The sequence below is a fragment of the Streptomyces uncialis genome (assembly GCF_036250755.1).
GTDB lineage: Bacteria > Actinomycetota > Actinomycetes > Streptomycetales > Streptomycetaceae > Streptomyces > Streptomyces uncialis.
Window position 1 is genome coordinate 7439422 of the sequence record NZ_CP109583.1, and the last position, 26347, is coordinate 7465768.

The following is a 26347-nucleotide window of genomic DNA, read 5'->3' on the forward strand; positions in this document are numbered from 1 at the left end:
GCCGTGACGCCGTGACGCCGTGACGCCGTGACGCCGTGACGCCGTGACGCCGTGACGCCGTGACGCCGTGACGCCGTGACGCCGTGACGCCGTGACGCCGTGACGCCGTGACGCCGTGACGCCCGTTCCGGGCCGAGCGCCGCCGCCGTACGAGGGGTCGGCCCCTCGCGCGCGGCCCCGCGGTCCTACTCCGCCGCCGGTACCTGGCCGCGCAGCAGGTCCGCCAACCGTGTCGTACGCGGCTTGGGCGCGCCCTCAGCCACCGCGCGGGGCAACGCCTGCTCCACCCCGTGCACCACGGACAGATGCCGCTCGCCCCGGCCGAAGGCGGTGTACACCCACGCCCGGCTCAGGGTGTGCGCCGCGTCCCCCGGCAGGACGACGACGGCGGCGGGCCAGCGGCGCCCCACGGCCTGGTGGGCGGTCATCGCCCAGCCGTGCCGCACGCTCTGCTCGACCCGTTCCCGGGCCACCACGACCGGCGCACCGTCGCACTCCAGCCGCAGCCCTTCCGCGTCGGCGCCCACCACGCTGCCCGGGACCGCGCGGCCCGGCACGGGTGACCACACCACCCGGTCACCCGGGTCGAACCCGCCGAACCTGCCCGGACCGGGGTTGAGCCGCTCCTTGAGCGCGGTGTTCAAGGCGCGGGTGCCCACCGCGCCCCCATGGCCCGGAGTGATCACTTGAGTGTGCTCGGCCGGTACCTCGAGGGCCCGGGGGATCGAGTCGGCGACCAGTTGGACCGTGCGGTGCACCGCCTCGCCCGGGTCCCGGACGGGGACGATCATGACTTCCTTGCCGGGGGCCTCGACCTGGGTGAGCTCACCGAACGCGATACCGGAGATCAGTTCACCGATCGGGCCCGGGTCCGGGGTGCGGGAAGCGATCTGGGGGCAGACCCGGGCCGCCAGCAGATCCGCGAAGACCCGGCCGGGACCCGCCGACCACAGCACGGCCGGATCACCGCTCAGCACCAGACGTGCCCCGTCCGGCAGCGACTCCACGAGCATCGCGGCGCTCTCCACGTCCAACTGTGGCGCGTCCAGCACCACCAGCAGATCCGTGACCAGCGCGCCCTCGCCGTCCCGGCCCGGCCCCTCGGCACCGGACAGCAGCCCGGCGACGGTCACCGCGACCCCGGCGGCCCGCGGGTCCGGCCCGTCCCCCTGAACGCCCTGAGCGCCCCCCGGGGCGCCGGCCGCCGCGAGGAGAGCGGCGAACCTGTCGCGTCCGTCCGCGGTGTGCGTGGCCGCGATCACCCGTCGGCCCCGCGCCAGCTCCGCGGTCACCAGGGCGGCGACCTCCGCGCGCGCGGCCTCGCCGCCGGTGTGTGCCACAAGGGCGTGCGTCGCGCAGGCGCGGATCAGCTCGGCGGCGGCGCCGCGCGCCGCTCCGGCGGCCGGTCCCGGCTCCGTGGGCGCCGCGCCGCCGTCCACCGGTGAGTTCACCAGTCGGGCGAGCCCGTCGGCCAGGCTCTCCTCGGCCAGCGCGAAGCGCTCCAGCCCGATGAGGACCCGTACCGGCCGCTCCGGTTCGCCCTCCTCGGCGTCGGTCCCGTCGGTCCCGTCGTTTCCTTCGGGACCCTCGCCCGCCGGTCCGGCCTCGCCCGCCGGTCCGGCCTCGGTCGCCGGGCGCGGTGTCTCACCGGGGGTGGCGCCGGGGATGTCCAACACGTCCTGGAAGACCAGCACCTCGCCCTCGGCGATGGCGCTCTGCACCGCGGAGTCGGGCACCGGAACGGACCGCTGCTCCAGCGCCGCGCTCAGCGCGGGCGCGTCGAGCGCGGTGTGTCCCGCCAGCGCCGCCTGATCCAGCAGCCAGACGGTGACGGCCCGGCCCCGGCGCTCGTCGGCCGGGCCGCAGTCGGGCCCGAGGCAGGCCCGGGCGAAGCTGTCGGCCTGCTCGGGACGGACACCGGGGACCCGGAGCAACTGCCACGGATCGTCCCGCAGCCGCTCGGCCGCGTCCTCCCCGAGCGTGGCGGCCACCGCACCGGCCAGCGACTCCGGGGCCCCGCCCTCGGCCAGGACCGTACCGATCCCGCCCACGGTCGCGGGCGGCGGAGCGGGCGCGGAGGGGCCCGGCGCCACGACCGGACGCGGCGCGGGTGCGACGGGCGGCGCGGCGGGCCTGCGCGGGGCCGCGGCCGGTTCGCCGAAGGTCTTCGCGGGCTTCTCACCGCTCTCGACCGCGCGCACGGCGGCCAGCAGTTCGGCGGCGGTCCCGCTCAGCTTGGCGCCGCTGTCGACGGGCCCCGCCTTCTCGGCCTTGCGCCGCTCGATCCGCTCACGCACCTCGCGCTGCGCGGCGAGTTCGGCCTCGGCCTCGGTGGCCTCCGCCGCCTTCTCGCCGTCCGTACCGGTTGCGACGGCGGCGACGGTGGCTTCACCGGCTTCACCGGCCTCGTCACCGTTCTCACCGCTGGTGCCCGCCGAGCTGTCGCCGTCCGCCGGGGCCGCGTCGTCGCCGGACCCGACCGCGTCCGCCATGTCGTCCGTCGTGCCGTCCGTGATGTCCGCCGCCTCCCCGTCGCCGGGGGCGCCGGCCGCTCCGCTCGCCGGACCGTCCCCCTGCTCGCCCTGGCCATCAGGGTCGCTCCGGCTGACCTGCTCGTCCTGGCCGACCTGGTCGTCACCGAGGCCGTTCCCCCGCGCCCCCGGACCGGACCCGTCCCGGGGTCCGGGCGCGTCACCGTCCTGGCCGCCCGCCCCGCTCGCGGCCTCGGTCTCCGGCGCGGGCCCTGCGGCCCGGGGGTGCGCGGCCTCCGTGTTCACAACGTGCTCCAGTCCTGGTCGGGATAGCGGTGGATGGGCGCCGACACATCGTCGAGGGCCCGGCGGATCTCGTCAGGAAGACTAAGGGTCTCCACTGACAGCGCTGCCGTGAGCTGCTGCGCGTGGCGCGCGCCGACGATCGGGGCCGTCACGCCCGGGCGGTCCCGCACCCAGGCGAGGGCCACCTGGAGCGGGGTGACGGCGAGACCGTCGGCGGCGGTCGTCACGGCGTCCACGATGCGGGCGCCCTCGTTGTCCAGGTACGGCTCCACGAAGAGCGACAGATGCTCGGAGGCGCCGCGTGAGTCCGGGGGAGTGGTGTGCCGGTACTTCCCCGTGAGCACCCCGCGGCCGAGCGGGGACGAGGGCAGCAGCCCCACGCCCAGGTCCAGCGCGGCGGGCAGCACCTCGCGCTCCACCCCGCGCTGGAGCAGCGAGTACTCCATCTGCGTACTCGCCAGCCGGGCCCGGGTGCCGGGGGCGGCGAGCTGCCAGGTGGCGGCCTTCGCGAGTTGCCAGCCGCAGTAGTTGGAGACGCCCGCGTACCGTGCCCGGCCGCTGCTGACGGCGATGTCGACGGCCTGAAGGGTCTCCTCCAGCGGGGTCGTCGGGTCGAAGGCGTGGAGCTGCCACAGATCGACGTGGTCCGTGCCGAGACGGGCGAGGGAGGCGTCCAGGGCACTCAGCAGATGCCCGCGCGAGCCGTCGAAGCGCCGTTGCGGGTCGGGCACGCTGCCCGCCTTGGTGGCGATCACCAGATCCCGCCGCGGCACGAGGCGTTCTATCAGGCGCCCGAGCAGATACTCCGCCTCCCCGTCGCCGTACACATCGGCCGTGTCGACCAGGGAGCCGCCCGCGTCCCAGAACAGCTTCAACAGGTCGGCGGCGTCGCTCTCGTCGGTGTCGCGGCCCCAGGTCAGGGTGCCGAGCCCGATGCGGGACACACGCAGGCCGGTACGGCCGAGATACCTCTGCTCCATGGGCGTTGACACTACTGGCCGGATGTCCGGCGGCGCGGAGCCTGTGGACAACCCACGCCGAACCGGCACGGCCGTCCCCACCACGGGTGACTCCCCAGGTGGCGGGGGACGGACGGGAGCGCGGCGCCCACCGGTCCTGACGGATCGCCCGCCGCGCGCTAGGGTCAGCCGCACAGCCACGTTACTCGTCAGTAAGGGGAATCGGCCATGCAGCTCGGGATCAACCTCGGCTACTGGGGCGCGGGAATGGACGCGGACAATCTCGCGGTCGCCCAGGAGGCGGACCGGCTCGGCTACGCCGTCTGCTGGGCCGCGGAGGCGTACGGCTCCGACGCGCCCACCGTGCTGTCCTGGGTCGCCGCCCAGACGGAACGTATCGACGTGGGCTCCGCCATCCTCCAGATCCCGGCCCGCCAGCCCGCGATGACCGCGATGACCGCCGCCACCCTGGACTCCCTGTCGGGCGGCCGGTTCCGGCTCGGCCTCGGTGTCTCCGGCCCCCAGGTCTCCGAGGGCTGGTACGGGGTGAAGTTCGACAAGCCCCTCGCCCGCACCCGTGAGTACGTGGAGATCGTCCGCAAGGCCATGACCCGCGAACGTCTCTCGTACGAGGGTGCCCACTGGACACTGCCGCTGCCCGGCGGCCCCGGCAAGCCTTTGAAGCTGACCGTCCACCCCGAGCGCGAGCACATCCCCCTGTACATCGCCGCGATCGGCCCGAAGAACCTGGAGCAGACCGGCGAGATCGCCGACGGCGCCCTGCTGATCTTCTCCTCGGCCGACCATCTGGAGGACACCGCGATCCGGCATCTGCGCGCGGGACGCGAGAAGGCGGCCCTGACACTCGACGGCTTCGACGTCTGCCCCACGCTGCCGCTCGCCCTCGGTGATGACAAGGACGTGACCGCGCTCGCGGACACGTTCCGCCCGTACACCGCGCTCTACGTCGGTGGCATGGGCAGCCGCAAGCAGAACTTCTACAACCAGCTCGCCCAGCGCATGGGCTACGAGCGCGAGGCCGCCGAGATCCAGGACAAGTACCTGTCCGGCGACAAGGTCGGCGCCGCCGCGGCGATCCCGCACGAGCTGATCGACTCCACCACGCTCCTCGGGTCCGTCGAACGGATCGCGGACCGGATGAAGGCGTACGCCGCGGCCGGGGTCACCACCCTCACACTGGCCCCCGCCGGGTTCACCCTGGAGGAGCGGATCGCCGCGCTGCGGGCCGGGTCGCAGGCCCTGGAGCACGCCGGCCTCGGCTGACCCCCGGCCCGGCCGTGGTGGGGGCTCGGGGGTCTTCCCCGCCACGGCCGTCACCCCGTACAACGCCTCCGCGCGCTCCTGGTTACGCCCTCACCGGCGGGTCCCCGCGCGCGTGGGGGGTCCTTCGTTCGGCCGAGTGGGCGCCCAGAGCTGTTGCCGTTCGGCCCGTCCCGCATTTGACTCGTGGTGCGCGGACCCCTGCACGGAGGTGGCAGTCATGCTCTCGGCCAAGAGCCTGTTCCAGGAGATCCTCGACAACGACGAGTCGTTCCGCCTGTTCTGCTCCATCGCCGCCAGCGGGGAATCCCAGGGCGGCTGGGAGAACGGTCGGATCGCGGCCCTCGTGCCCGTCACCGAGCGCGACATCGCGCCCAAGGTCGTCCGGCACGGTGCCGACGAGGACAAGCACGGGCGGATCTTCAACGCGCTCATCAAGAAGCGCGGACTGACCCCCGTCGACGTGCCCCAGGACACCGACTACACGATGCTCCTGGAACGCCGGGGCATCGGCCTCGCCCACGACAAGCTCCACCGGGACGAGCCGCTCACCGTCCAGGACATCGTCACCTACCTCGCCCACAGCAGGGTCACCGAACAGCGCGCCTCCGAACAGATGCGACTGCTGCGCAGGTACTTCGCCGACCATCCCGACCTCGGGCGCGCGGTCAGGATGATCTCCAACGACGAGGACAACCACCTCGCGTACTGCCACGAGGAACTGCTGAGGTTCGCCTACGCCGGACACGGCCGTGCGATCCAGCGCACCCTCGAACAGTGCGCGCTCGCCGAGATCCGGATCTACCGTGACGTCAGCCTCGCCGTGATGGCACACATGGGCCGTATCCTCGGCTGGCCCAAGGCCAAGAGCGCGGCCCTCGCCGCCGGTATCCACGCGGTGTACGTCTACGAGCGCGCCTTCGGCTGGCGGCGCATGGTGTCCCTGGCGATGCCCGAACGCCGCGACGCGCTGGGCGGTCCCGCGACCGCCGCCCCCGAGTTCGCCTGAACCCATGACGGACGGTCCGTGATCCGGAGGACGCCGCACGCGCGCGCGTGCGGCGTCACTCCAGAAGGCGTCCGCCGTGAGCCGTCCGCCACAGGTCGGCCGTCGTCAACCGTCAGCCGTCCGCCACCAGCCGGTCACGCGGCTCGCCGCCCCCGCTCGGCGTCACTCACAGCCAGCCGCGCCGCTTGAACGTCCGGTACAGGACGATCTCCAGCCCCACCATCAGCGCGATCACCGCCGGGTACGACCACGTCCAGTGCAGCTCCGGCATATGGTCGAAGTTCATGCCGTAGACGCCCGCGATCATCGTCGGGACGGCCGCCATCGCCGCCCACGCGGAGATCTTGCGCATGTCGTCGTTCTGCCGGACGCTCATCTGCGCCAGATGCGCCGACAGGATGTCCGACACCAGCCGGTCCAGCCCTTCCACGGACTCGTTCACCCGGGTCAGATGGTCGCTGACATCGCGGAAGAACGGCTGTGCGGACTCCGCCACGAACGGCACCGCCGCCGCGAAGGGCCCCGTGCCCGCCAGCCGCCCCAGCGGCGCCCCCAGGGGCACCGTGGCCCGCCGGAACTCCAGGATCTGCCGCTTGAAGTTGTAGATCCGCATCGCCGTGTGCCGGGACCGCCCGCCCTCCGGTGAGAAGACCTGCGCCTCCAGCTCCTCCAGGTCCGTCTGGAGCTCGGTCGCGACATCCAGATAGTGGTCCACGACCGCGTCGGAGATCGCGTACAGCACCGCAGTGGGCCCCTGCTTCAGCAGCCCCGGCTCCGCTTCCAGACGCTGCCGCACCGACCCGAGCGGCGAACCCTCACCGTGGCGCACGGTCACCATGAACGAGTCCCCGAGGAACAGCATCACCTCGCCCGAGGACACGGTGTCGCCCTCCGGCTCGTACACCACCGGCTTCAGCACCACGAACAGCGAGTCGTCGTACACCTCCAGCTTGGGGCGCTGGTGGGCGTTCAGGGCGTCCTCGACGGCCAGTGGATGCAGCCCGAACTCGGTCCTGACGTGCTCGAACTCCTCCTCCGTCGGCTCATGCAGCCCTATCCACAAGAACGCGTCACCCTCGGCGCGGGCCCGCGCGAGCGCGTCGGAGAGATCGGCGGGCCCCGCCATACGGCGCCCGTCCTGGTAGATGGCAGAGTCCACGATCACGCAGCACGTGTTCCCCTCGCCCGAGGAGCGCACACCCCCCACGCCTAGGCTGTCGGTATGCCCACGCTGATCCTCGTCCGTCACGGACGCTCCACCGCCAACACCGCGGGCCTGCTCGCGGGCTGGACGCCCGGTATCTCCCTCGACGAGCGCGGCTCCGCCCAGGCCGCCGCGCTCCCCGGCCGGCTGGACGGCGTCCCCGTCGCCGCGGTCGTCACCAGCCCGCTCCAGCGCTGCCAGGAGACCGTCGCGCCCCTCCTCGCCGCCCGGCCCGGACTGACCCACCACACCGACGACCGGATCGGTGAGTGCGACTACGGCGACTGGACCGGCCGCAAACTGTCCGAGCTCAACGACGAGCCGCTCATGGACATCGTCCAGCAGCACCCCTCCGCCGCCGCCTTCCCCGGCGGCGAGTCGATGCGGGCCATGTCCACCCGCGCCGCCGAGGCCGTCCGCGAGTGGAACGCGCGTGTGGCCGACGAGCACGGCGATGACGCCACGTACCTGATGTGCTCGCACGGCGACATCATCAAGTCGCTCGTCGCCGAGGCCCTCGGACTCCACCTGGACCTCTTCCAGCGGGTGTCCGTCGAACCCTGCTCGGTGACCGTGATCCGCTACACCCGGCTGCGGCCCTACCTCGTCCGCCTCGGGGACACCGGCGACTTCGCGTCGCTGCTGCCCCGGGACGACACGGACGCCGCCCCCACCGACGCGTCCGCCGCCACCGCCGAGGTGGGGGGAGGAGCGGGCGCGCCGTGATCGCCGACCGCAGTAGGGTGAAGCGGTCGGAACCAAGCCAGTGAACCCGGGCGATCCCTTGATCGACCCGTCGATCCCAAGGGAGATCCGGACGTGTCGCGTCAGGTGTTCCTCTACGACCCGCCGGAGCGTTTCGTGGCCGGTACGGTCGGACTGCCAGGGCGCCGTACCTTCTTCCTCCAGGCCTCCTCCGGGACCCGCGTCACGAGTGTCGCCCTGGAGAAGACCCAGGTCGCCGCGCTGGCCGAGCGCATGGACGAACTCCTCGACGAGGTCGTCCGGCGCAGCGGCGGCAGCGCCTCCGTCCCCGCGATGGCACCCACGGAGATCTCCGACACCGCGCCCCTGGACACCCCCGTCGAGGAGGAGTTCCGGGTCGGCACCATGGCCCTCGCCTGGGACGGCGAGGAACAGCGCATGATCGTCGAGGCGCAGGCCCTCGTCGAGCTGGACGCCGAGTCCGACGAGGATCTGGCCGAGGCGGAGGAACGCCTCCTCCAGGACGAGGAGAACGGCCCCCCGATGCTCCGGGTCCGGCTCAGCGGCGTCCAGGCCAGGGCCTTCGCCAAACGCGCCCTGGACGTCGTCAACGCGGGCCGTCCGCCCTGCCCGCTGTGCAGCCTGCCGCTCGACCCGGAAGGACACGTATGTCCGCGCCAGAACGGATACCGCCGCGGCGTATGACCGTCACCGACCTGCTCACCCACGGTGAGCTGACGGTCCGCGGCCGGGTCCAGGAGGCGTCCAACGCGGTCCTGTACTGCACCGTCGAGCACGAGGGCGAGCGGGTCCACTGCGCCTACAAGCCCATCGCCGGGGAGCGCCCCCTGTGGGACTTCCCCGACGGCACCCTCGCCCAGCGCGAGGTCGCCGCCTACGAGGTGTCCGAGGCCCTCGGCTGGGGACTCGTCCCGCCCACCGTGCTGCGCGCCGGACCCTACGGCGAGGGCGTGTGCCAGTTGTGGATCGAGGGCTCGGCCGCGACCCTCGCCGTCCCCGGCACCCCCGACGGCCCAGGTACGGACGACGACCCCGGTACGGGACTGCTCGCCCTCCTCGACACCGAGGAGCCGGGGCCCGGCTGGAAGGCCATCGGCTTCGCCGACGTCGGCGGCGGCCGCACCGCACTGCTCGTGCACGCGGACGACGACCGGCTGCGCCGGCTGGCCGTCCTCGACGCCGTGATCAACAACTCCGACCGCAAGGGCGGCCATCTGCTGCCCACCGCCGCCGGACGCCTCTACGGCATCGATCATGGAGTGACATTCCACACGGACGACAAGCTCCGCACCCTGCTGTGGGGCTGGGCGGGCGAACCCCTCCCCGAGGACGCGCTGACCGCCCTGACGGCCCTCGAAGCGGCCCTGGAGCCCGGACAGGCCCTCGCGGCCCGGCTCACCACCCTGCTCACCGAGACCGAGATCGCCGCCACCCGCGCGCGGGTGGCCGCCCTCCTGGCCGCCGGTATCCATCCCAAACCGGGCGGCGAATGGCCCGCGATCCCCTGGCCGCCGGTTTAAACACCTGGCCACCGGTGTACCGGACGCACCGTCCGGTTACGCTCAAGACATGCATGCCTGGCCCGCTTCAGAGGTACCCGCCCTGCCCGGACAGGGCCGCGACCTCAAGATCCACGACACCGCGACCGGCGGCCTCGTCGCTCTCGACCCCGGTCCCGTCGCCCGTATCTACGTCTGCGGCATCACGCCGTACGACGCGACCCATCTGGGTCACGCGGCGACCTACAACGCGTTCGACCTCGTGCAGCGCGTGTGGCTCGACACCAAGCGCCAGGTCCACTACGTCCAGAACGTGACGGACATCGACGACCCCCTACTGGAACGCGCCGCACGTGACGGCGTCGACTGGGCGGGGCTCGCCGACCGCGAGACCACCCTCTTCCGCGAGGACATGACCGCCCTCAGGATGCTCCCGCCGCGGCACTACATAGGAGCCGTCGAGGCCATACCGGGCATCGTCCCGCTCGTGGAACGCCTCCGGGACGCGGGCGCCGCCTACGAACTCGAAGGCGACGTCTACTTCTCCGTCGAGTCCGACCCGCACTTCGGGGAGGTCTCCCGGCTCGACGCCGCCGCCATGCGGCTGCTGTCCGCCGAGCGCGGCGGCGACCCCGACCGGCCCGGCAAGAAGAACCCGCTCGACCCGCTGCTGTGGCAGGCCGCGCGGGAGGGCGAGCCCGACTGGGACGGCGGCTCCCTCGGCCGGGGCAGGCCCGGCTGGCACATCGAGTGCGTGGCCATCGCCCTCGACCACCTCGGGATGGGCTTCGACATCCAGGGCGGCGGCTCCGACCTGGCCTTCCCGCACCACGAGATGGGCGCCTCGCACGCCCAGGCGCTGACCGGCGAGCACCCCTTCGCGAAGGCGTACGTCCACGCCGGGATGGTCGCCCTGAACGGCGAGAAGATGTCGAAGTCCAAGGGCAACCTGGTCTTCGTCTCGGCCCTGCGCCGCGCGGGCGTCGACCCCGCCGCGATCCGGCTCGCCCTGCTCGCCCACCACTACCGGGCCGACTGGGAGTGGACGGACTCCGCGCTGGAGGAGGCGGTGGCCCGCCTCGCCCGCTGGCGCGCGGCAGTCTCCCGCCCCGACGGCCCGCCCGCCGACGACCTCGTCGAGGAGATCCGCGCGGCCCTCTCGAACGACCTGGACGCGCCCACGGCCCTCGCCGCGGTCGACCGCTGGGCCGACCGCCAGACGGCGGACGGCGGCCAGGACGAGGGCGCACCCGGAGTGGTCTCCCGCGCCGTGGACGCCCTACTGGGAGTGGCCCTCTAACCCTCCCCCCGAGCCAGTAGGTCCCGGCCTCTCCCCCCGAAGAGGCCGGGACCTACCCCACACCCCGGAGTACGCCGAGCACAGGCAACCTCAGGGGCGCGGGGAACTGCGCACCCACGGAGTACCCGCACAGGAACAGGTACGCCCGGCACAGGCAACCTCAGGGGCGCGAGGAACTGCGCACCCCACGAGCGACCCGCACGGCTCGGAGTACGCCGAGCACAGGCAACCTAGGGGCGCGGGGAACTGCGCACCCCACGAGCGACCCGCACGGCTCGGAGTACGCCGAGCACAGGCAACCTAGGGGCGCGGGGAACTGCGCACCCACGGAGTACCCGCACAGGAACAGGTACGCCCGGCACAGGAAACCTCAGGGGCGCGAGGAACTGCGCACCCCACGAGCGACCCGCACAGCCCGGAGTACGCCCAGCACAGCCAACCCAGGCCCGAGCCGAGCGCCTAAGCCCCGCCGGACGGACCGGACGGACCCGATGGACCGGGTGGGCCAGGCGGACCCGATGGACCGGGTGGGCCAGGCGGACCGGACGGATCAGGCGGCCCGGACCGACCGGTCGCCCCGATGGCCGCAAGCTTGCCCCGCAGATGCGCCCGCTCAGGCTCCGTCCCAGCGAGCGCCAACGCCACCCGATAGGCCGCCCCGGCCTCCCGCAGTCGCCCGAGCCGCCGCAGCAGATCGCCCCGCGCCGCCGGATACGGATGATGCCCCCGCAGCCGCGGCTCGTCGGCGAGCGCGTCCAGCAGCGCCAGCCCGGCCGCGGGCCCGTCCCGCATGGCCACCGCCACCGCCCGGTTCAGCGCGACGACCGGCGACGGCGCCAGCGCCAGCAGCACGTCGTACAGCGCCACGATCTGCGGCCAGTCGGTCGCGGACAGATCCGGCGCCTCGTCGTGCAGCGCGGCGATCGCCGCCTGCACCCCGTACGGCCCCGGCGGCCCCGCCGCCAGCGCCGCGGGCACCAGCGCCAGACCCTCGTCGATCATCGCGCGGTCCCAGCGTCCGCGGTCCTGGTCCGCGAGCAGCACCAGCGCCCCGTCCGGCGCCGTCCGGGCCGCCCTGCGCGCGTGCACCAGCAGCATCAGCGCGAGCAGCCCGGTGACCTCCCGCTCCGCGGGCAGCAGCCGACGCAGGACCCGCGTCAGCCGGATCGCCTCCTCGGCGAGGTCCAGCCGCTGCAACTCGGGGCCCGAGCTGGCCGTGTACCCCTCGGTGAAGATCGAGTAGAGCACCTGGAGCACCCCGGGCAGCCGCGCGGGCAGCTCGTCGGCGCCCGGCACCCGGAACGGGATGCGCGCCTCACGGATCTTCCGCTTCGCCCGGACGATCCGCTGCGCCATGGTCGCGGACGGCACCAGATAGGCCCGTGCGACCTCGGGGGTGGTCAGCCCCGCCAGGCAGCGCAGGGTGAGCGCTCCCCGGGCCTCGGCCGGCAGGGCGGGATGGGCGCAGGTGAAGAACAGCGTCAGCCGCTCGTCGGGGAGCCCGCCGCCCGCGTCGGCGGGGGGCGCCGGGGCCGCGCGGTCGGCCTCCACCTGGAGGACGGCGAGCCGGGCGGCGTACGCCTGGTCCCTGCGCAACCTGTCGACGGCCTTGCGCCGTGCCGTCGTCAGCAGCCACGCGCCGGGCCGGGTCGGCACCCCGTCGACCGGCCAGCGTACGAGCGCCGCCTCCAGCGCCTGCGAGGTGACCTCCTCCGCCAGGTCCAGGTCCCCGAAGCGCGCCACGAGCGAGGCCAGCAGCCGTCCGTGCTCCTCGCGGAACACCGATGCCACCGCCTCGTCGGCGGCCGTCGGACCTCCGTGGTCCCAGGACTCCGGCGCGGCCATGACTCAGACCCCGAAGTCCGCGATCGGCCGCACCACGACCGCGCCGGTGCCCCGTGCGCCCGGACAGCGGGCCGCCCAGTCCAGCGCGGTGTCGAGGTCCGGTACGTCGATGACGTAGAACCCGCCGAGCACCTCACGGCTCTCCGCGAAGGGGCCGTCCGTCACGGTCCGCTCGCCGTCCTCGGAGACCCGGACCGTGGTGGCGGTGACCAGGTCGGCCAGGGACTCGCCCGAGACATGGATACCCGCGTCCCGTACCGACTTGTCGTAGGCGATCCAGTCGGAGACCTCGCACCCGGCGGCGCCGCCCTGTGCGTCGACCGCGCCGGCCTGGATCAGCAGCATGTACTTCATGGTCCGTACTCCTGTCATGTGTCCCGTTCATGTGCGGCGACTGCCGCGCACCATGACGACGAACGGGACCGGGCCCGATCGACACCCGGAAGAAAATTCTTCCGCCCGGGAACGGTACGGGCATCCCGGGCCCCGACGCCGCGCCCACGGGCCGGACGACCCCACGCATCCCGGACCCGGCGACCGGCCTCATACGACCGGCCTTCCCCGGGGCGGGCCGCACAGCGCGACCGGCCTCGCTCGCCCGCCCCCGGGGAAGGCCGGAACACGCCACGGGCCGGAACCAGGGGACGGGCCGGAACACGTGCGTGGCCAGGAACACGGGCGCGGGCCGCCGCACCGGGAGGCTGTCCCGGTGCGGCGGCCCGCGTCGATCGCTGTACCGCCGGTGCGCCCCGGTGGGCTCAGCCCAGCTCCGGGGCCGGGCCCGGACCCGCACCGGGGCCCTTGTCCCGCTTTCCGGCGCCGCCCGTGCCCGGGGAGCCTTGGGCCCCCTCGGAGTCACGGCCGCCGTCCGAGCCGTCCGCGTCATCGGTGTCGCCACCGTCGCCGGAGTCTTCCGTGTCCTCGGCGGTGGCGGTCTCGCCGTCCTCCGTGGTCTCCTCCGCGGCGCCGGTGTCCGCGACATCGGTGTCAGGTTCGACATCGCTGTCCGGTGCGGCCTTCCGGCGCGCGGTGCCCCCGGCCGCCTCCGGCGCGGACTGCTCGCTGTCCTCGGCGTCCGTCTCCGCCTCCGGGGTGTCGGACGTGTCCGTGCCCGGGTCGGCCGCGCGCTGGGGGCGGGGCTGGCGGACCCGCTCACCGGACGGCTCCCGCAGGTACGACGTGGTCTCGCCGCCGTCCGTGGCAAGCCCCGGCGCGGTGGCCGCGCCGGGCCCCGCGGGCCCGGGACCGCCACCGTCCCGGCGGCGCAGATAGCGCTCGAACTCGCGCGCGATCGCCTCCCCGGTCGCCTCCGGCAGCTCCGCCGTGTCCCGGGCCTCCTCCAGCGTCTGGACGTACTCGGCCACCTCGGTGTCCTCGGCGGCGAGCTGGTCCACACCGAGCTGCCAGGCGCGCGCGTCCTCGGGCAGCTCACCGAGCGGGATGCGCAGGTCGATCAGGTCCTCCAGGCGGTTCAGCAGCGCCAGGGTCGCCTTCGGGTTCGGCGGCTGGGACACGTAGTGCGGCACCGCCGCCCACAGCGACACGGCCGGGACGCCCGCGTGGGTGCACGCCTCCTGGAGGATGCCGACGATGCCCGTGGGGCCCTCGTACTTGGTCTCCTCCAGATCCATCGTGCGGGCCAGATCGGGATCGGACGTGACCCCGCTGACCGGCACCGGACGGGTGTGCGGGGTGTCGCCGAGCAGCGCGCCGAGGATGACCACCAGCTCCACGCCCAGCTCATGGGCGAAGCCCAGCAACTCGTTGCAGAACGACCGCCAGCGCATCGACGGCTCTATGCCCCGCACCAGCACCAGGTCCCGCGGCTTCTCACCGCCCACCCGGACCACGGACAACCGCGTCGTCGGCCAGGTGATCTTCCGGACGCCGCCGTCCAGCCACACCGTGGGACGGTTGACCTGGAAGTCGTAGTAGTCCTCCGCGTCGAGTGCGGCGAACACCTCGCCCTTCCACTCCCTGTCGAGATGCGCGACCGCGGCGGAGGCTGCGTCGCCCGCATCGTTCCAGCCCTCGAACGCGGCCACCATGACCGGGTCGATCAGCTCGGGTACCCCGTCGAGCTCGATCACCCAGCGCCTCCTTCCGACAAGCCGTCACGTACGCCCCAACCTTACGGCCATCGAGGGGGCCCTCCGCAGCCCCCTCGCACGGGGGAGTGAACGGACACTGCCCCGGTCAACGGCCCGTGACACCCGCTCCGGGGAGGGAGCCCGTCACGGAAGCGGAACCCGGCTCCTGAGCCACCGGCGCCAGGTGGACGGACACCCATGACCTGGCCGCCTCGGCGTCCCGCTCCCGCAGGGCCGCGAGGATCGCCCGGTGTTCGCGCAGGGCGTGCGCGGCCACGCCGTGGCCGGTGGCGGCAGGGCCGGTCCGGGGAGCGGTCCTGGACAGCGCGTCGAGCAGCGCGCAGAGCACCGGGTTCCCCGCGGCGCGGGCGATCCTCCGGTGGAACTCCAGGTCACGGGCGAGCAGTTCCGCCTCCGGCACGGTGTCCGCCGGGACGTCCAGCAGCGCGTGGAGGGCGTCGAGCTCGGGCTCGGTGATCCGGGCCGCCGCCAGCGCCGCCGCGGCGGGTTCCAGGATGCGGCGCACGGCCAGGAACTGGGGGGCCGTGTGGGCCGGGTGGAGGTCCACGGCGAACCCCACCGCCGTCAGCAGCAGCTCCGGGCCGAGGCCGGTCACATAGGTGCCGTCGCCCTGCCGGACGTCGAGGACCCGGATCAGGGACAGCGCCCGGACCGCCTCGCGCAGCGAGTTGCGGGAGAGACCGAGCGCGCCCGCCAGTTCACTCTCCGGGGGCAACCGGTCCCCGGGTCGCAGCGCACCGGTGACGATCATGCTCTTGATCTTCTCGATGGCCACGTCGGTGACCGCCATGGGGACCTCGCCTCGCGGCCGTCCCGCGCGGTGGACGGCCAGGGTGTGGGGACGACGTGGACAGAACCGTGGCGCGGCCCGCGACGAGCCGGGCCGCGCGGTCATTCCCACAGCGTGGAAGGGGCCTCCCGGCGGACCACCGGGGCGATCTCCTCGGCGAATCGTTCCAGCGTCTCGATCTGCTCGCCCCGGGAGAGACCGAAACCGTCCACGGTGACCGACTGGAGGTCGTGCCGGTACGCGGAGTGGTAGCCGAGGATCTTGTCGATGATCTGCTGCGGCGATCCGATGAGCTGGGGGCCGTCCGCGATGGCGTCCTCGATGGTCCGGAAGGGCGTGTTGTAGCCCGCCTTCCCCTCCAGCCGGGGCTTGAAGTTCTGCCGCACCCGGGCCTCGTACAGCTCCTTGTACCGGGACACGGCCCGCTCATGGGTGTCCGCTATCAGCAGTCCGCCGGAGCCCGCCGCCACATGGGCGCGCGCGGGGTCGTGCCCGTACGCCGCGAAGCGTTCGCGGTAGTGGTCGATCAGCCGGACGTACGCCGCGCGCGGCTGGACGGCGTTGGCCGTGAACAGGGGATCGCCGTGCCGGGCGGCGAGTTCGGGGGAGTTGAGGCTGGTGGCGGAGCCGTGCCAGACGCGCGGGGGGCCCGCGTAGGGGCGGGGCACGGTGGTGACGTTCTTCAGCGCGGGCCGGAACTCGCCCGCCCAGTCGACGCCCTCCTCCCGCCACAGCCGGCGCAGCAGTTCGTACTTCTCCTTCTGGAGGTCCCACTGCCGTTCCTCGTCCAGTCCGAACAGGTCGAAGTGGCCCGCCTCGGCGCCCTTGCCGATGACGAGCTCGATCCGGCCCCGGGAGAGCTGGTCGAGGGTGGCGTAGTCCTCCGCGACCCGTACGGGGTCGAGGATCGCGACCACGGTCACCCCGGTGAGCAGCCTGATCCGGCTGGTCCGCGCGGCGAGCGCCGCCAGCAGCACGGTGGGGCTGGAGGACAGGAACGCGCCCGCGTGCCGTTCCCCGATCGCGTAGGCGTCGAAGCCGAGCCGTTCGGCGGCCACCCCGGCGTCCAGCACCTCGTCGAACCGGTCGGCGGGGGAGAGGAGTTCACCGGTCAGCGGGTGCGGCGCGTGGCCGACGATGGAGAGCACCTGGAACTTCATACGACCACTGTCGCCGCGGGACGTTGCGGGCGTGTGTACGTGATGTGGCAGGGGTCCCAGGGGTCCGGGAGACGGTCAGGGCGGTCGGGAAAGCCCGTACAGGCCTTCCCGACCGCCCTGACCGTCGTCGTGCGCGGGGGCCGCTGTCCCCGGACGTCTTCCTAGCGGTCGCCGCCGAGTATCTTCTCCACCCCGGCGCGGACCTCGTCGGTGGCCAGGCCGCGGATGGTCAGGGTGGTGCGGCGGCGCAGCACGTCGTCCGCGGTCTCGGCCCACTCGTGGTCGCGGGCGTAGACGACCTGGGCCCAGATCTCGGGCGCGTCCGGGTGGACGCGCGCGGCCAGCGCGGGGTCCTCGTTGGCCAGCCGCGCGATCTCGAAGGACAGCGAGCCGTAGTGGGTGGCCAGGTGCTTCGCGGTGTCGGCGGCCATCCGGGGGCCGGGGGTCCCGCCGTCCACCAGCAGCCGGTGCGCGACCGCCTGCGGGTTGGCGACGCCCGGCAGCGGCAGCCGCTTCGGGAGCGAGGACATGGGCTCCATGTCCTCGCCGAGCGGCCGTCCGGGCAGCACGGCGAGCTTGTTCACGATGGTGCGCCCGATGTGCCGGAACGTCGTCCACTTGCCGCCCGCGACGGACAGCATCCCGCCCCGGCCCTCACTGACGACGGTCTCCCGCTTGGCCTTGGAGGTGTCACCCGGACCGCCGGGCAGCACCCGCAGCCCCGCGAACGAGTAGGTGATCAGATCGCGGTCGAGCTGCTGGTCGCGGACGGAGAACGCGGCCTCGTCGAGGATCTGCGTGATGTCGCCCTCCGTCGCGGACACGTCCGCCGGGTCGCCCTCGAACGCCTCGTCGGTGGTGCCCAGCAGCAGCATGTCCTCCCAGGGCAGGGCGAAGGTGATGCGGTACTTGTCGATGGGGGTGGCGAGGGCCGCCTTCCACGGCGAGGTCCGCTTGAGGACCACGTGCGCGCCCTTGGACAGCCGGATCGACGGGTCGGCGCCCGCGTGCTCCATCCGCCGGAGGTGGTCCACCCAGGGGCCGGTCGCGTTGAGCACCAGCCGTGCGTCGACCCCGAACTCCGTGCCGTCGAGACGGTCCTTCAGCTCCGCTCCGGTGACCCGGCCCCGGGTGAAGCGCAGTCCGGTGACCTCGGCGTGGTTGAGGACGACGGCCCCGGCCTCGACGGCCGCGCGGACCGTCATCAGGGCCATCCGGGAGTCGTTCATCTGCCCGTCCCCGTACACGGCGACGGCCTTCAGGTTCTCCGTGCGCAGCTCCGGCACGTCCTGCTGGGCCCGCGCGGGCGACAGCAGATGGCCGACGCCGTCCCCGAACGCCGACAGCGCCGAGTACGCGAAGACACCCGCGCCGAGCTTCGCGGCGCCGTGCGGTCCGCCCTTGTACACGGGCAGGTAGAAGGTGAGCGGGTTCGCCAGATGGGGCGCCACCTGACGGGAGACCGCGCGCCGCTCGAAGTGGTTCTCGGCGACGAGCTTCACGGCTCCCGTCTGGAGGTAGCGCAGCCCGCCGTGCAGCAGCTTGGACGAGGCCGACGAGGTGGCGCCCGCGAAGTCACCGGCGTCCACCAGTGCCACCCGCAGCCCCGACTGGGCCGCGTGCCAGGCCGTGGAGATGCCCAGGATGCCGCCGCCGACGACCAGCAGGTCGTACGTCGCCCTGGACAGCTGTTCCCGGGTCTCGGCGCGGCCCGGGTGGGAACCGGCGGAGGGATGCAGCCCGAGCGTGGGGTAGGCGGGGCTGCTGGGCTGGGTGGTCATGGTGTGGTGCTCCTCGTCAGCTCTCGTGCTCGGCGCCGCCGGTGGGTCGGCGGCGCCGCTGTCCTGTCAGCTCTCGTCGTCCTCGATCCAGCCCATGGTCCGCTCGACGGCCTTGAGCCAGCTCTTGTACTCGCGGTCCCGCTTGTCCGCGTCCATGCGGGGTGTCCACTCGGCGGCCCGGCGCCAGTTGGCGCGCAGCGCGTCGGTGTCCGGCCAGAAGCCGACGGCGAGGCCGGCGGCGTAGGCCGCGCCGAGGCAGGTGGTCTCGGCGACCATCGGGCGCACCACGGGTGCGTCCAGGACGTCCGAGAGGGTCTGCATCAGCAGGTTGTTGGAGGTCATTCCGCCGTCGACCTTGAGCGCGGTCAGTTCGACACCGGAGTCCTTGGTCATCGCGTCGGTGATCTCCCGGGTCTGCCACGCGGTGGCCTCCAGGACGGCGCGCGCGATGTGCGCCTTGGTGACGTACCGGGTGAGGCCCGCGATCACACCGCGCGCGTCGGAGCGCCAGTACGGGGCGAACAGCCCGGAGAACGCGGGGACGAAGTACGCGCCGCCGTTGTCCTCGACGGAGGACGCCAGCGTCTCGATCTCGGCGGCGGACTTGATCAGCCCCATCTGGTCGCGCATCCACTGCACGAGCGACCCGGTGACCGCGATCGACCCCTCCAGCGCGTAGACGGGCTCCTGGTCGCCGATCCGGTAGCCGACGGTGGTCAGCAGCCCCGAGTACGAGTTGATGATCTTGTTGCTGGTGTTCATCAGCATGAACGTGCCGGTGCCGTACGTCGACTTGGCCTCGCCCTCGCTGAAACAGGTCTGGCCGAAGAGGGCCGCCTGCTGGTCACCGAGCGCCGAGGCGACCGGGATACCGCCGAGGAGCTCGCCGAGCGAGCCGCCCTTGACCTCGCCGTAGACCTCGGACGACGAGCGGATCTCGGGGAGCATCTCCATCGGCACCCCGATGGAGGCGGCGATGGAGGGGTCCCACTCCATGGTGTGCAGGCTCATCAGCATGGTGCGGGAGGCGTTGGTGACGTCGGTGACGTGCCGGCCGCCGTCGGTCCCGCCGGTCAGGTTCCAGATGACCCAGGAGTCCATGGTGCCGAAGAGGATGTCGCCCGCCTCGGCGCGCTCGCGCAGGCCCTCGACGTTGTCGAGCAGCCAGCGGGCCTTGGGCCCGGCGAAGTAGCTCGACAGCGGCAGCCCGGTCTGGCGGCGGAAGCGGTCCTGGCCGACGTTGCGGCCGAGCTCCTTGCAGAGCCCGTCGGTACGGGTGTCCTGCCAGACGATCGCGTTGTGCACCGGCTCACCGGTGTTCCGGTCCCACAGCAGGGTCGTCTCGCGCTGGTTGGTGATGCCGATGGCCAGGACGTCGTCCCGGGTGATCCCGGCCTTGCGGATCGCTCCGGCCACGACCTCCTGGACGTTGGTCCAGATCTCGGTGGCGTTGTGCTCGACCCAGCCCGGCTTGGGGAAGATCTGCTCGTGCTCCTTCTGGTCGACCGAGACGATCCGGCCGTCACGGTCGAAGACGATGCAGCGGCTGGACGTGGTGCCCTGGTCGATCGCGGCGATGAACGGGCCGGTGCCGTGCGAGTGGGCGCCCTCGCCCTGGGCGGGGGCGCTGGAGGTGGTGGCGTCGGTCACGGGTCTGCTCCTGGGGATTCCGGGGCCGCGAGCGGGTCGCTCGGGCCGGTGGGGCGCGCGGGTCGTGGTGCGCGGCGGTGGTCGGCGGTGACCTTAAGTGAAGGCGATGTTGTAGATACCGCCCGCGAGTACCCCGCCAATCAGCGGACCCACCACCGGCACCCACGCGTAGCTCCAGTCGGAGCCCCCCTTGTGGGGCAGGGGGAGCAGGGCGTGGACGATACGGGGGCCCAGATCGCGCACCGGATTGATCGCGTACCCCGTGGGGCCGCCCAGGGACAGACCGATACCGACGACCACCAGGGCGGTGATGAGGGCGCCGAGGACGCCGAGGCCGTTGCCCTCGTCGTTCAGGCCCTGGGTGAGGATCGCCAGGACCAGGACGACCGTCGCGATGACCTCGGTGGTGACGTTCTGCACCGCGTTGCGGATCTCCGGAGCGGTGGAGAAGATCCCGAGCACCGGGCCGGGGCCGCTGTCACCGGGGGCCGGGGGCGTGCCGACGATCTCGGGGTCGGTCAGATGGGCCCGGAACTGCCCGTAGTACGTGATCCACACAAGTACGGCGCCGATCATGGCGCCGAGGAGCTGGGAGCCCAGGTAGACCGGGACATCGGCCCATTCCGTCCCGCCCTCCACGGCGAGTCCGAGGGTGACGGCCGGGTTCAGATGGGCGCCGGAGACGCCGCCGGCCAGATAGGCCGCGGTGAGGACCGCGAAGCCCCAGCCGAAGGTGATGGCCAGCCAGCCCGCGCCCCGGGCCTTGGAATGCTTCAGCGTGACGGCGGCGCAGACCCCGCCGCCGAGCAGGATGAGGACGGCGGTTCCTATGGTCTCGCCGATGAAGATGTCGGAGGTGGACACCCGCGACTCCTTTGTTGCTTGTGTCGCCACACTCTAGCGCGTATTGCCGTTAGGTGTTCGACAATGCCGACCGATGGACGGGAGTCTTTCCCTGGGGTTACCGGCGAGTCAAGGGTTGTGTAATCGAGAACACGATCGTTACTGATCGCGGCCGCCTATCGATCGGCCCCGGGCGGCCCCGACGGCCCCGATCGGCCCCGGGCGCACCCTTGGCGGGCCCGCTTCGCGCGCGCGGGCGTACGAGCGCGCGAAAGAACTAACGGCAGGACGCGGCACGACACGGCAGGACGACGGCAGGAAGCGGCCGAAGCCGTCGCCGGGCAGCGCGGAACCCGGGGTGGCGGATCAGCGGGGCGGTGGATCAGCGGGGTGGCGGATTACGCGGGGCGGCGCGGGCGCGGAAGGGCACGGCGCACCCCGGACCAGGGCACCCCGGCGGAGGTGCGGTGCGGTATGGGCGCGGCGGGCCAGGAACCGGACGGGCGGCCAGGACCCGGACGAGTGCCCGACCGGCCGCCGGCAGGCTTTAGAAGCGGCCCGCGCCCAGGTCGCGGGAGACGGACCGCGCACACGCGCGTACCGCCGCGATCAGCTGGGGCCGCAGCTCGCCGTCCTCGCCGCACACCCGCTCCACGGCACCGGTGATCCCCACCGAGCCGACCGGCATCCGGCGCCGGTCGTGGATGGGGGCGGCGACCGACGCGACGCCCTCCCAGGTCTCCTCGACGTCGGACGCGTACCCGCGCGCGCGGGTGAGCCCCAGGGTCTCCTCGAAGGCGTCCGGCTCGCTCACCGTCCGCGCCGTGAACGACTTGCGGTCGGCCTCCAGCGCCTCGCTGTGCGCCACCGGGTCGTACGCCGCGAGGACCTTGCCCAGCGCGGTGGAGTGCAGCGGCTGCATCGCCCCCACCTCCAGCACCTGACGGCTGTCGTCCGGGCGGAAGACATGGTGCACGATCAGCACGCCGTGCTGGTGGAGCACCCCCAGGTAGACGCTCTCCCCGCTGGAGCGGGCCAGGTCGTCCGCCCACACCAGGGCGCGCGCCCGCAGCTCGTGCACATCGAGGTAGCTGTTGCCCAGGCGCAGCAGTTCGGCGCCCAGCTGATAGCGGCCCGAGGCGGGGTCCTGCTCGACGAAGCCCTCCGCCTGGAGGGTCCGCAGGATGCCGTGCGCGGTGCCCTTCGCGAGGTCCAGCGAGGAGGAGATGTCGGACAGGCCGAACCGCCGCTCACCGCCCGCGAGCAGACGCAACATCGCCGCGGCCCGTTCGAGCGACTGGATGTTCTTCGCCATCGCCGCGCCTCCTTGCGTCCTCTGGGTGCTCCACGCCGACCACATGCCGTAGGGCGTTCGGCAATGCTGAACAGTATCGGTCCTTGCCGACCGATTGCCTCCGGGCGGTGAGCGTATGTTTCCACCCGCGGCGCCGCTCCGGGCACATTCGCCGCCGTCGCCGTCCGCGCCGCCCCGGCGAACGGCCCCCGCTCCGCCGCCCCCGGCCGCCCGCGCGCTGCGAAACCACCCGGGCGGCCCAGCGGGACCGCTCACCCGGCCCAGCGCGCACGACCCCGCGCGCCCCGCCGCCCCGCGCACCCGCGGGACCGGACCGGGACCCGTGCGCCCGGGGCGGTCGCGGGGCGAACCGCCACGAACCGGTCCGCCCCCTGGACGCTACGGGCGCACCGGGCGGCGGCCCCGCTACCCTGGGCGGGTGCGCCTTCCCGGAGGAGCCGCAAAGCCGACAGCCGTCGCAACCAGGGAGCCCTTACATGGCCTCGTCGCCGACCCCGCCGACCGCGCCCGTTGACAGCCGTACCCGCATCGACGCCCTGCGCGAAGCACTCGCCACCAGAGTCGTCGTCGCCGACGGCGCGATGGGCACGATGCTCCAGGCACAGGACCCGACCCTTGAGGACTTCGAAGACCTTGAGGGCTGCAACGAGATCCTCAACGTCACCCGCCCGGACATCGTCCGGTCGGTCCACGAGGAGTACTTCGCCGTCGGTGTCGACTGCGTGGAGACCAACACCTTCGGCGCCAACTTCGCCGCGCTCGCCGAGTACGACATCCCCGAGCGGGTCCACGAACTGTCCGAGTCCGGGGCCCGTATCGCCCGTGAGGTCGCGGACGAGTTCACCGCGTCGACCGGTCAGCAGCGCTGGGTCCTCGGCTCCATGGGCCCCGGCACCAAGCTCCCCACCCTGGGCCACGCCGCGTACACCACCCTGCGCGACTACTACCAGAGCAACGCGGAGGGCATGATCGAGGGCGGCGCCGACGCCCTCATGGTGGAGACCACCCAGGACCTCCTCCAGACGAAGGCCGCCGTGCTCGGCGCCCGCCGTGCCCTGGAGGCCACCGGCGCCAATCTGCCGGTGATCTGCTCGGTGACCGTCGAGACCACCGGCACCATGCTCCTCGGCTCGGAGATCGGCGCGGCGCTCACGGCCCTGGAGCCGCTCGGGATCGACATGATCGGTCTCAACTGCGCCACCGGCCCCGCCGAGATGAGCGAGCATCTGCGCTATCTCGCCCGCCACTCCCGTATCCCGCTGTCCTGCATGCCCAACGCGGGACTGCCGGTCCTCGGCAAGAACGGCGCCCACTACCCGCTCGGCGCCCCCGAACTCGCCGACGCCCAGGAGACGTTCGTCCGCGAGTACGGACTGTCCCTCGTCGGCGGCTGCTGCGGTACCACCCCCGAGCATCTGCGCCAGGTCGTGGAACGCGTCCGCGGCCTCACCCCGCCCGGCCGTGAGCCCCGCCCCGAGCCCGGCGCCGCGTCGCTCTACCAGACCGTGCCGTTCCGGCAGGACACCGCGTACCTCGCGATCGGCGAGCGCACCAACGCCAACGGCTCGAAGAAGTTCCGCACCGCGATGCTCGACGGCCGCTGGGACGACTGCGTGGAGCTGGTCCGCGAACAGATCCGCGAGGGCGCCCATATGCTCGACCTCTGTGTCGACTACGTCGGCCGGGACGGCGTCGCCGACATGGCCGAGCTGGCCGGACGCTTCGCCACCGCCTCCACCCTGCCCATCGTCCTCGACTCCACCGAGGTCGAGGTGCTGCGCGCGGGCCTGGAGAAGCTCGGCGGCCGGGCCGTCATCAACTCCGTGAACTACGAGGACGGCGACGGCCCCGAGTCCCGCTTCGCCAAGGTCACCGCGCTGGCCAAGGAGCACGGCGCCGCCCTGATGGCCCTCACCATCGACGAGGAGGGCCAGGCCCGTACCGTCGAGACGAAGATCGCCATCGCGGAACGCATCATCGACGACCTCACCGGCAACTGGGGCATCCACGAGTCGGACATCCTCATCGACACCCTGACCTTCACCATCTGCACCGGTCAGGAGGAGTCCCGCAAGGACGGCGTCGCCACGATCGAGGCCATCCGGGAACTCAAGCGGCGCCGCCCGGACGTCCAGACGACCCTCGGTCTGTCGAACATCTCCTTCGGCCTCAACCCGGCCGCCCGGCTCGTCCTCAACTCCGTCTTCCTCGACGAGTGCGTCAAGGCCGGACTCGACTCGGCCATCGTGCACGCGTCGAAGATCCTGCCCATCGCCCGGCTGGAGGAGGAGCAGGTCAAGGTCGCCCTCGACCTCATCTACGACCGGCGCGCCGAGGGCTACGACCCCCTTCAGCGCCTCCTCGAACTCTTCGACGGCGTCGACACCAAGTCGATGAAGGAGGGCAAGGCCGAGGAGCTCGCCGCGCTGCCCCTCGACGAGCGGCTCAAGCGCCGCATCATCGACGGTGAGAAGAACGGCCTGGACACCGACCTCGCCGCCGCCCTCACCGAGCGCCCCGCCCTCGACATCGTCAACGAGACCCTGCTGGACGGGATGAAGGTCGTCGGCGAACTGTTCGGCTCCGGCCAGATGCAGCTGCCGTTCGTCCTCCAGTCCGCCGAGGTGATGAAGACCGCGGTCGCCTACCTCGAACCGCACATGGAGAAGACGGACGCCGACGGCAAGGGCACCATCGTGCTCGCCACCGTTCGCGGCGACGTCCACGACATCGGCAAGAACCTCGTCGACATCATCCTGTCCAACAACGGCTACAACGTCGTCAACCTCGGCATCAAGCAGCCCGTCTCCGCGATCCTGGACGCCGCCGAGGAGCACCGCGCCGACGTCATCGGCATGTCCGGCCTCCTGGTGAAGTCCACCGTGATCATGAAGGAGAACCTCCAGGAGCTGAACCAGCGCGGGATGTCCGCCGACTACCCCGTCATCCTCGGCGGCGCGGCGCTCACCCGCGCCTATGTCGAGCAGGACCTCCACGAGATCTACCAGGGCGAGGTCCGCTACGCCCGTGACGCCTTCGAGGGCCTGCGCCTCATGGACGCCCTGATCGCCGTCAAGCGCGGGGTGCCCGGCGCGACCCTGCCCGAGCTGAAGCAGCGCCGGGTCCGCGCCACCGCCGCGCCCGCCGTGGAGGAGCAGCCCGAGGAGGGCACCGTCCGCTCGGACGTGTCCACCGACAACCCGCTGCCCACCCCGCCCTTCCTCGGCACCCGGGTCATCAAGGGCATCCAGCTCAAGGAGTACGCCTCCTGGCTGGACGAGGGCGCCCTGTTCAAGGGCCAGTGGGGCCTCAAGCAGAACCGCAAGGGCGACGGCCCCACGTACGAGGAGCTCGTGGAGTCCGAGGGCCGCCCCCGGCTGCGCGGCTGGCTCGACAAGCTCCAGACGGAGAACCTGCTGGAGGCGGCCGTCGTCTACGGCTACTTCCCCTGTGTCTCCAAGGGCGACGACCTGATCATCCTGGACGACGAGGGCAACGAGCGCACCCGCTTCTCCTTCCCCCGCCAGCGCCGTGGCCGCCGGCTGTGTCTCGCGGACTTCTTCCGCCCCGAGGAGTCCGGCGAGACCGATGTGGTGGGCCTCCAGGTCGTCACCATGGGCTCCCGGATCGGGGAGGCCACCGCCGAACTCTTCGAGGCCAACGCCTACCGCGACTATCTGGAGCTGCACGGTCTCTCCGTCCAGCTCGCGGAGGCCCTCGCCGAGTACTGGCACGCCCGGGTCCGCTCCGAGCTGGGCTACTCCGCCGAGGACCCCTCCGACGTCGAGGACATGTTCGCCCTGAAGTACCGGGGTGCCCGTTTCTCGCTGGGCTACGGTGCCTGCCCCGATCTGGAGGACCGCGCGAAGATCGCCCGGCTGCTGGACCCCGAGCGCATCGGGGTGGTCCTCTCCGAGGAGTTCCAGCTCCACCCCGAGCAGTCCACGGACGCGATCGTCATCCACCACCCGGAGGCGAAGTACTTCAACGCACGGTGACCACCGGGGCCGGGCGGTCACCCGTGGCCACCTGCCCCGGCAGTCACGGGTGACGGCCCGGCCCCGGGTGTCCCGGGCGCCCGCCCGCCCCGGACCGTC

19 protein-coding genes are annotated in these 26347 nt (G+C 72.7%); 7 read left to right on the top strand and 12 right to left on the bottom strand.

Features of this window, described 5'->3' with window-relative positions; translation table 11 throughout:
* Positions 1–185: 185 nt before the first annotated feature.
* Both OG711_RS31150 and OG711_RS31155 read right to left on the bottom strand, forming a co-directional pair.
* Entirely contained in the window at positions 186–2777 is a 2592-nt protein-coding gene (locus OG711_RS31150) for a helix-hairpin-helix domain-containing protein (protein ID WP_405674218.1), read from the bottom strand.
* Entirely contained in the window at positions 2774–3757 is a 984-nt protein-coding gene (locus OG711_RS31155; protein WP_073792286.1) for an aldo/keto reductase, read from the bottom strand. Before OG711_RS31155 ends, OG711_RS31150 begins: the two co-directional genes overlap by 4 nt.
* 207 nt (positions 3758–3964) lie before the next feature.
* On the opposite strand from OG711_RS31155, the gene OG711_RS31160 reads away from it, so the two are divergent.
* Positions 3965–5020 (top strand): LLM class F420-dependent oxidoreductase, encoded by a 1056-nt coding sequence (locus tag OG711_RS31160; RefSeq protein WP_329561836.1) that lies wholly within the window; start codon positions 3965–3967, stop codon positions 5018–5020.
* Positions 5021–5237: 217 nt separating this feature from the next.
* Positions 5238–6026, top strand: a complete 789-nt coding sequence (locus OG711_RS31165) for a ferritin-like domain-containing protein (protein WP_329561838.1) — start codon at positions 5238–5240, stop codon at positions 6024–6026.
* A gap of 166 nt (positions 6027–6192) precedes the next feature.
* On the opposite strand, the gene corA is transcribed toward OG711_RS31165, so the two are convergent.
* A complete protein-coding gene (gene corA / locus OG711_RS31170) occupies positions 6193–7191 on the bottom strand; it encodes a magnesium/cobalt transporter CorA (protein ID WP_329561841.1) in 999 nt (332 codons plus the stop codon).
* Positions 7192–7248: 57 nt separating this feature from the next.
* On the opposite strand from corA, the gene OG711_RS31175 reads away from it, so the two are divergent.
* The 4 genes from OG711_RS31175 (at position 7249) to mshC (ending at position 10755) form a co-directional block, all read left to right on the top strand.
* A complete protein-coding gene (locus OG711_RS31175; RefSeq protein WP_073792282.1) occupies positions 7249–7956 on the top strand; it encodes a histidine phosphatase family protein in 708 nt (235 codons plus the stop codon).
* A 93-nt stretch (positions 7957–8049) separates the two neighbouring features.
* A complete protein-coding gene (locus OG711_RS31180; protein ID WP_329561843.1) occupies positions 8050–8640 on the top strand; it encodes a DUF3090 domain-containing protein in 591 nt (196 codons plus the stop codon).
* A complete protein-coding gene (locus OG711_RS31185; RefSeq protein WP_329561845.1) occupies positions 8604–9476 on the top strand; it encodes an SCO1664 family protein in 873 nt (290 codons plus the stop codon). Before OG711_RS31180 ends, OG711_RS31185 begins: the two co-directional genes overlap by 37 nt.
* 49 nt (positions 9477–9525) lie before the next feature.
* Positions 9526–10755 (top strand): cysteine--1-D-myo-inosityl 2-amino-2-deoxy-alpha-D-glucopyranoside ligase, encoded by a 1230-nt coding sequence (gene mshC, locus OG711_RS31190; protein WP_266513623.1) that lies wholly within the window; start codon positions 9526–9528, stop codon positions 10753–10755.
* A 459-nt stretch (positions 10756–11214) separates the two neighbouring features.
* Here mshC and OG711_RS31195 read toward each other — a convergent pair whose 3' ends face one another.
* The 9 genes from OG711_RS31195 to OG711_RS31235 all read right to left on the bottom strand — a co-directional run bounded on the left by OG711_RS31195 (position 11215) and on the right by OG711_RS31235 (position 22250).
* Positions 11215–12600: an RNA polymerase sigma factor gene (locus OG711_RS31195; protein ID WP_329561848.1), complete on the bottom strand. Its 1386-nt coding sequence runs from the start codon at positions 12598–12600 to the stop codon at positions 11215–11217.
* A 3-nt stretch (positions 12601–12603) separates the two neighbouring features.
* Positions 12604–12954 carry a YciI family protein gene (locus OG711_RS31200; protein WP_329561850.1) on the bottom strand — a complete coding sequence of 117 codons (351 nt, stop codon included), beginning with the start codon at positions 12952–12954 and terminating at the stop codon, positions 12604–12606.
* Positions 12955–13358: 404 nt separating this feature from the next.
* Positions 13359–14690, bottom strand: coding sequence for a PAC2 family protein (locus tag OG711_RS31205; protein ID WP_329561852.1), 1332 nt, complete (start codon positions 14688–14690; stop codon positions 13359–13361).
* A gap of 106 nt (positions 14691–14796) precedes the next feature.
* Positions 14797–15501: a FadR/GntR family transcriptional regulator gene (locus OG711_RS31210; protein WP_329561854.1), complete on the bottom strand. Its 705-nt coding sequence runs from the start codon at positions 15499–15501 to the stop codon at positions 14797–14799.
* A gap of 101 nt (positions 15502–15602) precedes the next feature.
* Positions 15603–16661: an LLM class flavin-dependent oxidoreductase gene (locus OG711_RS31215; protein WP_073792274.1), complete on the bottom strand. Its 1059-nt coding sequence runs from the start codon at positions 16659–16661 to the stop codon at positions 15603–15605.
* A gap of 161 nt (positions 16662–16822) precedes the next feature.
* A complete protein-coding gene (locus tag OG711_RS31220) occupies positions 16823–18442 on the bottom strand; it encodes a glycerol-3-phosphate dehydrogenase/oxidase (RefSeq protein WP_073792273.1) in 1620 nt (539 codons plus the stop codon).
* 66 nt (positions 18443–18508) lie between these two features.
* On the bottom strand, positions 18509–20092 hold the full coding sequence (gene glpK / locus OG711_RS31225) for a glycerol kinase GlpK (RefSeq protein WP_073792272.1): 1584 nt from the start codon (positions 20090–20092) through the stop codon (positions 18509–18511).
* Between the two features lie 93 nt (positions 20093–20185).
* Complete coding sequence (locus OG711_RS31230) at positions 20186–20956, bottom strand: MIP/aquaporin family protein (RefSeq protein ID WP_266513612.1); 771 nt, start codon at positions 20954–20956, stop codon at positions 20186–20188.
* Positions 20957–21482: 526 nt separating this feature from the next.
* The gene (locus tag OG711_RS31235) at positions 21483–22250 is read right to left on the bottom strand and encodes an IclR family transcriptional regulator (protein ID WP_073792270.1); all 768 of its coding nucleotides are present in this window, start codon (positions 22248–22250) and stop codon (positions 21483–21485) included.
* Positions 22251–22726: 476 nt separating this feature from the next.
* Here OG711_RS31235 and metH point away from each other — a divergent pair, with 476 nt between their 5' ends.
* Positions 22727–26248, top strand: a complete 3522-nt coding sequence (gene metH / locus OG711_RS31240) for a methionine synthase (protein ID WP_073792269.1) — start codon at positions 22727–22729, stop codon at positions 26246–26248.
* Positions 26249–26347: the final 99 nt, after the last annotated feature.

Bases quoted from the DNA above. Each gene is read 5' to 3' on its own strand.
- OG711_RS31215 (WP_073792274.1), bottom strand. From the start codon at position 16,661: ATGAAGTTCCAGGTGCTCTCCATCGTCGGCCACGCGCCGCACCCGCTG.
- metH (WP_073792269.1), top strand. From the start codon at position 22,727: ATGGCCTCGTCGCCGACCCCGCCGACCGCGCCCGTTGACAGCCGTACC.
- OG711_RS31200 (WP_329561850.1), bottom strand. From the start codon at position 12,954: ATGAAGTACATGCTGCTGATCCAGGCCGGCGCGGTCGACGCACAGGGC.
- OG711_RS31160 (WP_329561836.1), top strand. From the start codon at position 3,965: ATGCAGCTCGGGATCAACCTCGGCTACTGGGGCGCGGGAATGGACGCG.
- OG711_RS31165 (WP_329561838.1), top strand. From the start codon at position 5,238: ATGCTCTCGGCCAAGAGCCTGTTCCAGGAGATCCTCGACAACGACGAG.
- OG711_RS31185 (WP_329561845.1), top strand. From the start codon at position 8,604: ATGTCCGCGCCAGAACGGATACCGCCGCGGCGTATGACCGTCACCGAC.
- OG711_RS31235 (WP_073792270.1), bottom strand. From the start codon at position 22,250: ATGGCGAAGAACATCCAGTCGCTCGAACGGGCCGCGGCGATGTTGCGT.
- mshC (WP_266513623.1), top strand. From the start codon at position 9,526: ATGCATGCCTGGCCCGCTTCAGAGGTACCCGCCCTGCCCGGACAGGGC.
- OG711_RS31175 (WP_073792282.1), top strand. From the start codon at position 7,249: ATGCCCACGCTGATCCTCGTCCGTCACGGACGCTCCACCGCCAACACC.
- OG711_RS31195 (WP_329561848.1), bottom strand. From the start codon at position 12,600: ATGGCCGCGCCGGAGTCCTGGGACCACGGAGGTCCGACGGCCGCCGAC.
- OG711_RS31210 (WP_329561854.1), bottom strand. From the start codon at position 15,501: ATGGCGGTCACCGACGTGGCCATCGAGAAGATCAAGAGCATGATCGTC.
- OG711_RS31155 (WP_073792286.1), bottom strand. From the start codon at position 3,757: ATGGAGCAGAGGTATCTCGGCCGTACCGGCCTGCGTGTGTCCCGCATC.
- OG711_RS31220 (WP_073792273.1), bottom strand. From the start codon at position 18,442: ATGACCACCCAGCCCAGCAGCCCCGCCTACCCCACGCTCGGGCTGCAT.